A 12,476-nucleotide genomic window follows, 5' to 3' on the forward strand; every position below is an offset into this window, starting at 1 on the left:
TTGGTTCTTTTATTCGGGAATTCCTGATTTCTTTTGTATTCACTTCCACATTTAATATTCAATATTCCCTTTTACATTCCTTATTTTTTATTTCTCATTCTTAATTTCCCTGTACGCTTCCTCCAGACCAGCCCTGTTCTTAATACTGTCCGCTACCATCGGCCCGTTGTTCTCCCAGGTATTACCGGGGCCATTGGAATTCTTCATGAACTTTTCCACTTCACAATAATTATCTTTCAGGGTGATGTATGCAGAACCTTCATCGAGGTACATATAAAAGAAATGGTTGGGATCATGCGCATAAGGCGCTTTCCCGATCGTGTGCACATAATTCTCACTGATCACCGAACCGGGCTGTGCAGACAAAGTATATAAGCCAGCTACATCATACAGATGCTTTGCATAATGATGCACCAGGTTGGCATGAACGCGGTTGTTACGCATGGCATTGATGGTTTTCGTCCAACCCCACCCTACGCAAATACCGCTATAAGCGACATCGCTCACTTCGTTGTGCTCAATATTAATATCACGCACATAACCGGCGCTGATGCCCACACAGCCCCAGTCTTCATTGGCGCAATTGGTAATAAAACTATTGCTGATGGTGAGTTTGCGGCATAATTCCCTTTCATCAGCCGGGTTATAAGGCAGATGGGTCTCAAAGCCGGGATCGGAAAAAATACCGGCTTGTACAGCCGTACCGGCAATATCGCGGAAGGTGCAACCAATGATGGTATCATAGTTGGTGCCTTTTATATAATCGAGCGCCGTAGCGGCCATGTGTGAAAAATTGCAGCGCTCAAAACCGGTATTGTTTACAAATTGCAACTCAACACCAGCCGGTTGGCGGCCGATCCAGGCCTGGTTCTCCAATCCTTTTTTATCGCGCGTACCGGGTATTTTTAATTTGTAAGCATCCAGCAAATACATACCCGCTTGTAACGGAACATGTCCTGCCTGTGAAGGACGCAACCAGGTGGTATGACTAAAATTGATCCCTTTGAAATATACATGCGAAACCGGGTTATCAATGGTTCCTGCTACCCGGGCAATGTTTTGCAAATAAGGGGCAACCACCTTCGCCGTGCGCAGATCTTCCCCATTGCGTGGCCAATAAACGATACGTTGTTGCTGTACATCCAGCAACCATTCACCGGGTTCATCGAGGAACTGAATGGCGTTGGTTAAGAAGAAAGCAGAGTTGCCGGTCTTTTGTGAGATCCAGGGCGCTGGCCAGGGATGTTCAGATTGAATGCGGCTTTCCGGCTGATGAAAGCTCAACAACGCACTATCACCCTTTATAGTAACCGATTTTATTCTTAAAACAGCAATCGCCCACCACTGGTGAATAACCATTTCCAGTCCGGCCATTTTATCCCAGCCCGTGGTTGTTGGTTTGGGGATCCAACATTGCTCCGTTTGGTGATCCCAGGAAAGAATGCGGTTCATACTGTCTGCATTCCTGTCGCGGGCGCGAACGGCTTTTTGATCGTTTACCCACAGTTGGCGGAAATCGAGCAAGCGGCCTGCTTCTACAGGTGCATCAGCTATCCAGACTTTCCCCTGTGCAGCGGCTGGTAAACCCGGAATTTTTTCAGTTGCTTTTCGCCAACCCTTCACTGGTATTCCACCACTTAATACGGGCTTAGCGCCTGGTGCTGCTTCTATAATAGTCGGACTACCCGGCGTACCGGAATCCTCAGGCCGTATAAACAAAGGTTCACTCAATGCATATACGCCGTTCTCTACAATAATGTGAATGCCATTCGCAATAGCAGGATCATTTAACCGGCGCATTTCCCTTGCCTTTCGCAACGCCATGGCTACTGTAGCCATTGGCTTTTCTTTTGTACCCGGATTGGCATCTGACCCACCCGGGGCCACCCAGATATCTGCCGCCTGCACCGACAAACTCATACTGCAAGCCAATACTAAAGAAGCAATCGCGCAATTAAACAGTTTTTTCATGTTGATCTGAAAGCTAAGCCCGTTATTATATTCGTTCTATTAATGACGCGTTTCGGCCCTTCGACTGCGCTCAGGACGCTCAACGCGTTGACCAGACCCTTCGACTTCGCTCAGGGTCTTTATTGAAATATCGACTTCAGGTACGCGGTATTCGCGCTGAAATTCTTTTTTACATTACGAGGATCGGTAGCATCGCGTGACCGCTCGATCACCAGCCAGCCGGTCCAACCCATTTTCTCCAGTGTCAGTTTTACCCGGTTCATATTGATCTGCGGGTCATTCTGCAACCACACACTGTCCTTATTGGTACAATGAATTTGACAGATGCGATCCTTACCCAGTATAGCCAGCTCTTTATACAAGTCTCTGCCGGCCTGCAATGGATTGGAAAAATTGAAATAGATCTGGATGGCAGGTGAACCAATATCTTTTAACAGCTTAACTTCTTCCGTAGCGCTCAATGCCGTTTCAATGCCAATGACCACGCCTGCTGCTTCAGCCATCTTTCCCACTTCTTTTAACCGCTCTATTACGGCAGGCCGCAATTCAGGATATTTAACCAGGTCGCCCCTGATGCCCAATGGCAGAAAAGCCACTTTTACATTCATCTGCTTCATGGTATTGATACAATCCTGCACCGCTTTCACCGCAGTTGGCCTTTCTGGAAACGATTGCGCATAAAAGCCTGTCATGGCCAGCGAGGTTATCTCCAGGTTCAACTCTTTTGCTTTATTTAAAAATTGTTCCCGCACCGAATCGATCGCCAGTTTATTATCGAAAGTTTCGCGTTGACCGAGACCACCCATATCCACCTCTACGCCATCGGCGCCGATCTCTTTGGTTAATTGAAATGCGCCCAGCTTTTGCCGCTTTAAGATCATCAGATCTACAACCGCAATTTTATATTGCTTGTTCTCGTTCTTAGATTGCGTTCCAGCGGTCTCAAATAATTTTTTCAGCTCCTCATAGCTATGAATAGCATTAGCAGGTAATTTCTCCCCATGCTCACCGAATACTTTCAGCGCCGCTTCAGGCTCTATCGTTACTTTGCTTTCATCGATCTTACCGGTTGCATCTTTCACTGTCTTCATATCTAAACGAAAATGTTTGCCGATAAATTCATACAAAGCAATGCGTTTATTAATGCCATAATCATGTCCTTCTTCGGGCAGGTGCACATTTTCAACGATGTCGGGCTTACCATAATACCCGTACATTTTTTTCAGGTATGGAAACTCCGTTTCAGGAACATGGGCCGTCCAGTCCTTACCATCTGAGATAACCAGTTGTGGACGAGGCGCCGCCATTGCCGCTATTTCCGGGTTATTAGTGCCGCCACCACATAAATGCACCGGCATACCGCTTTCGCAGGGGCAGCCGCCACTATGATACGATGACAACATAACTACCGGCACGCTTAATTTAATGCGATCATCCAGTGCCGTTACCAGCATGGTATGGCTTCCCCCACCCGAACCGCCACTAATGGCAACGCGACTGGTATCCGCTTCTTTTAATGCCAGCAGATAATCCAGGATGCGAAAAGCGCCCAATGCCTGTACCGTCATGGCCAGGCTACGCCGATGATCTTCAGATTTGAATTGCAACAGCGATTCACCCCAGGCAAAGATGTCGTAGCTGATGGCCATACAACCCATACGGGCCAGCGTGGCACAGCGATACTGGCAATCGGCACGGTAACGGTGTTTGTCCCAATGACCGTCCGGGCATAACACGACGGGGATCTTTCCTTTAACTTTTGCCGGGCGATACAATGACGCGCTGGTATACACTCCGGGCAATATTTCAAAGGCAATATTTTCTACCGTATAGCCATCCATCTTCCGCACCGGCGTAATGACAGGTTTTGATGCCGGCGCCGCAGGCATGGGCGACAATTGCAAAGCGGAATACATGCAGGCGCGTAATTCGCTTTTGCGTTTCTCCCAACTGGCCACATCATTATATAAAGATGACAGGTATTCCAATTGCGCTTTGCCTTCTTCCACCGTTTTCAAATGATATTGAAACGCACTGATCTTATAACTTTTATCGCCGGTCTTGCTGAAGGAAAGGTCCTGGGATGCCAATACGTTTGCCAGCGTCTTCTCCACATCGGGCCGAAAGCGCCAGCGGGCATAGGTTACCCAACGATCGCTCACCATAGCGTCGCTGAACCTGATCCTGATGCCATATTGCTGCTCGATCTCCTTCAACACCTGTTTCAACGGCTCCCGGTAGGCATCGTCGGATGTCTGGCTTAGGCAATCGATTGAAACCAGCATCCAGATGCAAAAAATAAATTTTCGTATCATAATAATTTTGTTAGAAAAGCTGTAAGCTATAAGCCAATACAGTTCCCGTTTTTCGTTTCCTACCAGCTACTCACTACTCGCCACTCGCTTTCTCATACTGCTCTCAAAGTAATCCCCGTCGCTTTCCGTTCCGGGTGCGGTGTTGCATTGTTTAATAAGCTGCATTATAAATTTCAATGGCATCCGCTTCGGTGATCGGCCGCGGATTGTTCTTTAATAACCGGGTGATCTTCATGGCATCCACCGCCATTTGCGATATGGCTTCTTTGGGAATGCCTACATCCCGTAACCGCGCCGGGATACCGCAATCGCTGATCAGGGAACGGATCTTTTCAATACCCTTCAAAGCTGTTTTTATATCATCTGCCTGGCGATCGCAACCCAGAGCTATTGCTACATCTGCATAGCGTTTGGGCGCTGCCACATAATTAAACTCCATTACATAGGGTAACAACAAAGCATTCGATAAACCATGGGTAAGATGGAAAGTACTTCCCAGGGGATACGACAGGGCATGCACGCCGGCTGTATTAACCGGACCTAAACAAAATCCCCCCAGCAAACTACCCATCGCTAACTGGGTACGCGCGGCTGAATCCTTTCCATTTTGCACTGCCTGCACGATGTGCGCTGCGATCAATCGCATGCCTTCAAAAGCGTACACATCGATCAATGGATGCGCAAACAAATTGGTATATGCTTCCAGGCAATGCGTTAATGCATCGATACCAGTTACAGCCGTAATAGAAGGCGGCACGCTCATCGTTAATAGCGGATCTATATACACTATATCTGGCACCAGGAAAGGACTAATAATGCCTTTCTTCTGATTATCTGCTTCATCAACCAGGATAGAATTGGGCGACACCTCGCTGCCTGTACCGGATGTAGCCGGTATACAGATCAGTTTTTTGGAACGCTTTTTCAGTAGCCCGATACCGGTTATTTCTTTCAGGCCCTGTTCATTGTCCAATAATGCGGCAATCAGTTTAGCCACATCCAGTACACTGCCGCCACCTATGCCTGCCACTACATCGGGATTGAACCCGCTTACTTCCTGCATCATCTGCTGCACTTCTGCAAAAGTAGGTTCGCGCATAATGCTCATGTTCACAAATACTTTTACGCCCCTTGCTTCCAGTATAGCGATCAATGTATTCAACTGGGTAAGCAACGGCGAAATGGTCACAATTAATAGCCGGTTACAGGATAAGGCAGTAATTTCATCGGGTAATTGCTCCAATGTTCCTTTACCAAATACGAGTTTACCAGGAAAATTTATTTTCAATAGATCTTGCATATGAATTACAATGTTTCATTTCGAACATATTTATCAGTTTATGGTTTGTGGTTTGTAGTTTATGGTTCTTTTATTCGGAATGAACGATTGTATTCAGCTATTCCGATTATTCAGCAACAATAAACCATAAACTATAAACAATAAACTGTCTCACAATTCACTATCTCCCATCTGATCACCCGATTTAAAACTTTCAATCGGCGCCAACTGCAACTTCGACGGATCTACTTTCACATATTTAACACGCTGGCGGCGCCAGGTATATACAATGTGCACCATGCCATCGGCAGACTGAATCACTGACGGATATGAATACTGGCTCACCGGTGAATCTTCCAGTACCAGGGCAGCACTCCATTTTTTTCCATCCTGTGACACTGCCACATTCAATGGCGTACGTGCCCCCTTGGGCGCTCCTTTGGGCGTTCTCACATGATTGTATACGATCAACTGACGGCCATCCTGTAAGGTCACGGCATCTGTACCCGAGTTATTGTTCGGCAATTCGGTTTCAGCTAATGGCGACCAGGTCTTACCGTTATCGGTTGACCATGATTCCACCACCGCAGCGCTTTTGCTTCTACATAATATTTGCAGCCTGCCATCTTTATGGACCAACACACTCGGCTGAATAGCGTTTATCTTTTTATCCGGGTTGATGGGACCCACCATTTTCCAGGTTTTGCCCATATCGGACGATACTTCAAAATGTACCGTCCAGCCATTCACTTCTTTACTCGATGGACTAATTAAATCGCCATTGCTTAACAGCACCGGTTTGTTTTTAACCGGACCTAAAAAGCCTTCAGGCATGGCTTGCGGTTTACTCCAGGTAACGCCATGATCGGCTGAACGGATCATAAAGGCTTTCCAGCCACCTACATTGGGTCCTACTTTATAGAACAAGATCAAATCTCCATTGGGAACCTGATACAACACAGGATTCCAGCAGGCATAGCGCAAGGTATCGTTCACAATGCCATTGGCCACAGCTACCGGTTCCGTCCACTGGTTGTTTACCCGGCGGCTTACCCAGATCATCACATCCGGGTTTCTTTCTTTGGTGCCACCAAACCAGGCAGTCACCAGTCCTTTCGGCGTTTCCGCTATAGTAGCGCCATGGCTTTCAGGGAAAGACGTTTTATTGAATATGAACTCATCTGCTACAATACCGCTTTTCAATTTATACAGGGAAACAAAAGCATATTCGCCCGAGCCCACTTCCAGCACTGCCTTCTTCCCTTCCATGCGTACGAAGCGAATGCCTTCGGCATCTGTTACCGGTTTGTTGTTCTCCATAATATGCTGCACATCATCAGCCGGAACATACAGCAGCGCGGTTGTATTGGCCGGGATGGTAACATGCCATTCAAAGCGGTCAATCTCTTTTTTCCAGGCGCTTTTTATGGCACCATGCATCGATTCATACGAAGCGTTTACAAAATGCAATCCATCTAACGGCGTGGGTTGCATGATGATCTTTTTGAAACCGGTCTCTTTACTATCGGATTTAATACCCGCTGCATTCTCGTACATCCACACGAGCAGGTCGCCTAGCAGCATCACATGGTTTTGCGAGTTCATACTGGGGTTAGCCGTGTTGCCATTCCATAATTCCCAAATGGTAGTTGCGCCATGCTTTACCATATACCCCCAGGAGGGATACGTAGTATCAGCAATCAGGGTGTACGCCATATCGGGCAACTTGTAGTCGCTTAAACAACGCATCAGCCATTGCACCCCGATAACACCGGTACTGATGTGGCCATGGTTTTCAGTCCATATTTTATGAGAGATATTATTAAACACCCCTTCTTTCAAACTATCGGGCGTAATATTAAAATACAACGGCAACAGGTTAGCCGTAACGGTGTTATTGCTGTACCACTTCTTTTGTTTATTGTAAAAGTTTTTGTTGAATGCCTGCTGTATGTTGTTACCCAGCGCAGCAAATGTGTTGGCATCTTCCGGCTTGTTCAATAAGCCGGCAAAGCGTTGCATATACCACAGCATGCGATAATAATACGCGGTAGCAATGAGCGTACCATCTGTTTTACGGGCGCTGTCTTTCGAATGGATCAATTCCGGGGATTCGGGCGGCACACACCAGTCGCCATATTTATCTTTGGTAACAATAAAATCCTTCATGTATTTACGCTGCATGTATGCCAACCATTTTTTCATAGAGGCATAATGCTTTTCAATCACCCGCTTATCGCCGTACTGGTTATACAGCATGTCGGCAATAGTTACATAAGTGCCGGGCCAGGTCATATTATCACTGTAATAATTCCAATAAGCCGGGGCAACATCGGGAATAGAGCCTTCTGCGGTTTGTGCTTCTTCAATGTCCTGCAGCCATTTCGCGTACAGATTCCCATTACCAAACAGAAAACTTTCGCCTAATGAACCAACAGCATGATCAGCGAGCCAGGGCATGCGTTCATTGCGTTGCGGACAATCCAGCGGCATTCCTTTGTAATTACCGCTTATGCCCCACCAGGCGTTTTTATGAATACGGTTGACTATTTCATTGGAAGTTTCAAACGTTCCGGTTGTTGCAATGGCATCATAAATTACCTTTCCTTCGAAGTCGTTGATAGTGGGCGTACCGGGATAACCCGTGATCTCAACATACCGGAATCCATGATACACAAAAGTGGGTTGCCAGGTTTCTGTACCACTTCCTTTGGCAGTGTATTTATCGGTTACTTTGGCGTCGCGCAGATTGGCTACGTACAATTCGCCGTTTGGCTGCAGGCTTTCTGCAAAACGCAATTGCACCTGCTGGCCTTTGCTTGCTTTTACCCGCATCTCCAACCGGCCTACCATATTTTGTCCCATGTCCAAAATGAATACACCCGGTTTTGGCTGTGCTATATTCACCGGCCTGATGGTTTGCATTACTTTAATGGGTTCATTCATTTGAGCGATCAAACGGCCACCCGGCGCCTGCACCACTTGCGGTTGTTGCCAACTGTTATCATTAAAACCGGTATTGTTCCAGCCGGTCAATTCTTTGGTAGCATCATACTCTTCGCCATCGTATTCGTTATTGGTACGAATAGGACCGTCGGCAGTCATTTTCCAGGAACCATCGGTAACAATACTTTTTTTAGTTCCATTGGCATAAACTATTTCCAGTTGTAATAGCAGTTTAGGAAAACCAAATGTTTTGATCTTCTTTGGCTTGTAGTTCTGCCGCATGGTAAAGAAACGGCCATTGCCCAATACGGCGGCAACGACGTTGTTCCCCCTTTGCAATTGGGCAGTTACATCGTATGTGTTGTACAGAACAGACTTAGTGTAATCGGTAGCACCCGGCGCCATTACCTGGTCGCCTATTCGCTGACCATTGATGAACAGTTCATACAAACCCAGGCCTGATACATATACCGTTGCTTTTTTTACTGCAGACGGCTCAGTGAATGTTTTACGAAAATACCGGGCAGATAAGCGGGAGAACTGGGTAACACTGTCCCAGGGCATGGCTTTATCCAGGCCGATCCATTTTGCTTTCCAGTCAATGGGTGATAATAATCCCATACTCCAGGAAGCGGTTTCGCTCCAGGTTGTTTCGCCTTTGTTCGTCCACAGTTTTACTTTCCAGTAACAGGCGGTGCGGCTGGCGAGTGGTTTGCCTTTATATACTACGTGTATAGATTGGTTGGAAGTCACTTTGCCCGAATTCCAGATATCTCCCTCGTGCCGCGCCAGTTTTTCCGGTGTAGAAGCCACCAACACCTGGTAAGCGGTCTGTTGAATGTTGCGGGCCCTGCCGGAAAGCTGCCAGCTCAGGCGCGGTTGTGTTACATCAATACCAGCCGGGTTATTCAACATTTCACAACGCAGGCGCTGCACGGTGATCTGTGCAACAGTAGTTGCAGTTGATAACAACAGCAATGTGCTCACTAATAAAGAGAATCTGTATTTTATAACAATGTTCATTTTGTTCGATACGCTTTTCGTGTGTCGGCAATCGTGAAAATAGCTAAAAGCCATAAGCTGTAAGCTATAAGCAAATACAGTAGCCGTCAATGGTGAATTTCTATTTATCAACTTGTTAACTTATCAACCTACCCTACTCTCCCGAAAAATCGAAAAACAGCGTAATATCCTTCGCATACATCGGGTCTTTCCAATAGTCAAAAAACATGTGCTTTTGGCCCATGGGTCCCATCTTCTCTGCTTTCTGCGATTTGGTACCGATCGGTGAAATGCCATGCATGAACGACAGATCGCCGCCCGGGAAAACCGGCGCCGTATTGAATGGCGTTACCGAGAACCGGGGCGTGAACAATCGTAAGAAAACATCTTCATTGTTGCACACAACTGTCAGCGGTTGACCAGATGTGATCAGCTTCATCGAATACAGATTAGAGTAATACCCTTTGAACTCAGGGTATACCAGCTTGCCTTCGCCGGTTGAAGTATTGTTGTACTCTTTATTCCAGGCATTCAATGTAACACCCTTCATACGGTTCTTCCAAACACGGTATGGACCATTACCAACCCATTGTATTGATTTCACAATGCTTTCGGGAAAAGAGAAGTTAATACCTACTAACGAAGTCTCATATTCCTTCGGATAATATTTTACCTGCATTTTTACCCAGCCTGATGGGTATACCGTCCACTCTAACATTTGGCAAAGGCTTTTCTTCTGGAATTCAGCAGCAATAACCTGGTTATTGCCTTCTTTGCGGGTATTCCATTTAACAAAACCCGTTTCGCCTTCACATAATATGGGACCATTGCTTAATGGAATAAAGCCTTTTCCATTTTGTACCATTTGCAATAAACCGGTCGTTGTATGGAAAGAAATGACAACATCACCGGCAGTGGCAATGATCAAAGAATCTTTTTCTTCAACTGTAACAGCCGCTTTGCCCTCCTGTTTCACCAGGGTTTGCGCCATAGCAGATGGTAATTTAATGGGCCAGCTCCAGGTATAGATCTCTTTTTGATGCGCGTCGTAAGCCGTTACATACAGCACACTGTATTGTTGCCAGTTGGCCGGCAGGTTGCAGGTAATGGCGCCTGTTGTACCTGGTGCGATATCAGGAACAGTAACCGTGCCGGTAGTGGTCTCCTTATTACCATTTTGCAGCGATGCCAGCTTAAAGGTGAAGCGGCATTGATTGAGATTGGTAAAATGATACCGGTTCTCTACACGGAAATGCCCGTTAAAGGCAGCGGTAAGATCTTTTTGTTCAAAATGTACCGGTGCCCATACTTCTTTAATGGTATAATAGCTGCCTTCTTTTTCATGGAAGGGACCTACAATTCCATCCGGCGCGTGGTTGCCATCATTGTCAATACTGTCGTTTTTGTCTTTCCTGGCTACCCCTTCATCGGCAAATACCCACAGGAAGCCACCCGCCGACAACGGATGACGCCACATCAGTTCCCAGTAATCTTCCAGCGCTGAGCCTAAACCGCCATCATATAAACCATGCAGGAACTCTGTAGGAAAAGTTATTTTATGACCATGCAAATGGGTGTCGTTGCCATAATCATAGTTGATATAATGCTGGGTATCGAACTGACGGAACACCTGCCAGGGATGGATCAACGGACGTTGCTGAAGGTCCAGTTCATCGAACCAATGGTCAAGCTCAAAATTATGTCCGCCTTCATTGCCGTTGTCCCAGATCACGATGGAAGGATGATTGCAATCGTGCGCGATCATTTCCTTTACCAATATAGAACCCACTTGTGTATCGTATGCTTTGTGCCAGCCGCCTAATTCGTCCAGCACCATTAATCCCAGTGAATCACAGGCGTTCAGAAAATGCGCATCGGGCGGATAATGCGACATCCGCACCGCATTCATGTTCATGTCTTTTATCATTTGCACATCTTCAATACTCCGGGTTTCATTCATCGCCCGGCCGGTGGCAGGCCAGAAAGAATGGCGGTTCACGCCTTTGAATTTTATTTTAACGCCATTCAGGTAAATGCCATCGCGCTCGCGCACTTCTACTGTTCGAAATCCGAATTTCTCCTGAATGACATGAACCGGTTTTCCTTTTGCCAGTAAAGTAAGCTCAACACGGTACCGGTTGGGAAATTCCGGTGTCCATAGTAACGGAGAAGCTACTGTTGTTTGCAACATAGCTACCGAATCACCGGCTTTAATTGTTGCAGAAAAGGCGTTACCGGCCTTTTTGCCATCCATGGTATACAACTGGGCTGTTACTTCATCAGCTTGTGTTGCTGTTGAGAGTTTTACCTTGGCAGTAAAAGCGCCCGTTGCTTTTCCATCTACTGCTACGTGAGCAATATGTTCAACCGGAAGCGCCTGTAAAAATACGGGCCTGAAGATACCGCCGAAGATCCAGTAATCACCGCGGCGTTCTGCACCGTTCACCGATTCATTGGCTGAATGCTTGCTTACCGTTACTTCCAGCAAATTCTTCTTTCCAAATTTTAACAGCTTCGTGATGTTGTAGGTGAAACAATAGAACGATCCCTGGTGTTTTGCACCTGCTGACTGGCCATTGATCTTTACTTCGGTGTCGGTCATGGAACCTTCAAAAACAATGTTGATCGTTCTGCCCTGCCAGTTAGCAGGCACGGTGAAGTTGTATTTGTATAAGCCTTGTTCTTTACCACGTAGGGAATCTTTATCGTGGCCATAATTGTATTTTCCAAAGCCCTGCAATTCCCAGTTCGATGGAACCGGAATGGTTGTCCATTTGCCAGAGTTACGGCCCGCGGTACAGAAGAATTGCCAGTTAACGGTTTTATCGCTACCGGTACCGGAGAGGTATTGGATCTCGGTTTGTTGAGCTTTCGAAGAGCTATAAGCTATAAGCTGTATGCTGCAAGCGAAGGCCAGCGCCTTAAACAAATTATTTTTTATAGTCGGTTTCATTTCCATCTAT

5 protein-coding genes are annotated in these 12,476 nt (G+C 46.5%); all 5 read right to left on the bottom strand.

All coding sequences use genetic code 11. The features are described from left to right. Positions 1-87: 87 nt before the first annotated feature. On the bottom strand, positions 88-1,971 hold the full coding sequence (locus FAM09_RS14640) for a right-handed parallel beta-helix repeat-containing protein (RefSeq protein ID WP_136577861.1): 1,884 nt from the start codon (positions 1,969-1,971) through the stop codon (positions 88-90). Positions 1,972-2,090: 119 nt separating this feature from the next. Next, positions 2,091-4,286, bottom strand: coding sequence for a sugar phosphate isomerase/epimerase family protein (locus tag FAM09_RS14645; protein ID WP_136577862.1), 2,196 nt, complete (start codon positions 4,284-4,286; stop codon positions 2,091-2,093). A gap of 151 nt (positions 4,287-4,437) precedes the next feature. After that, positions 4,438-5,586 carry an iron-containing alcohol dehydrogenase gene (locus FAM09_RS14650; protein ID WP_136577863.1) on the bottom strand — a complete coding sequence of 383 codons (1,149 nt, stop codon included), beginning with the start codon at positions 5,584-5,586 and terminating at the stop codon, positions 4,438-4,440. Between the two features lie 150 nt (positions 5,587-5,736). Further along, positions 5,737-9,534 (bottom strand): family 78 glycoside hydrolase catalytic domain, encoded by a 3,798-nt coding sequence (locus FAM09_RS14655; protein ID WP_136577864.1) that lies wholly within the window; start codon positions 9,532-9,534, stop codon positions 5,737-5,739. 133 nt (positions 9,535-9,667) lie between these two features. Beyond that, positions 9,668-12,466 carry a glycoside hydrolase family 2 protein gene (locus FAM09_RS14660; protein WP_243751678.1) on the bottom strand — a complete coding sequence of 933 codons (2,799 nt, stop codon included), beginning with the start codon at positions 12,464-12,466 and terminating at the stop codon, positions 9,668-9,670. Between the last annotated feature and the right edge of the window lie 10 nt (positions 12,467-12,476).

Source organism: Niastella caeni, from assembly GCF_004834005.1.
GTDB classification, from domain to species: Bacteria; Bacteroidota; Bacteroidia; order Chitinophagales; family Chitinophagaceae; genus Niastella; species Niastella caeni.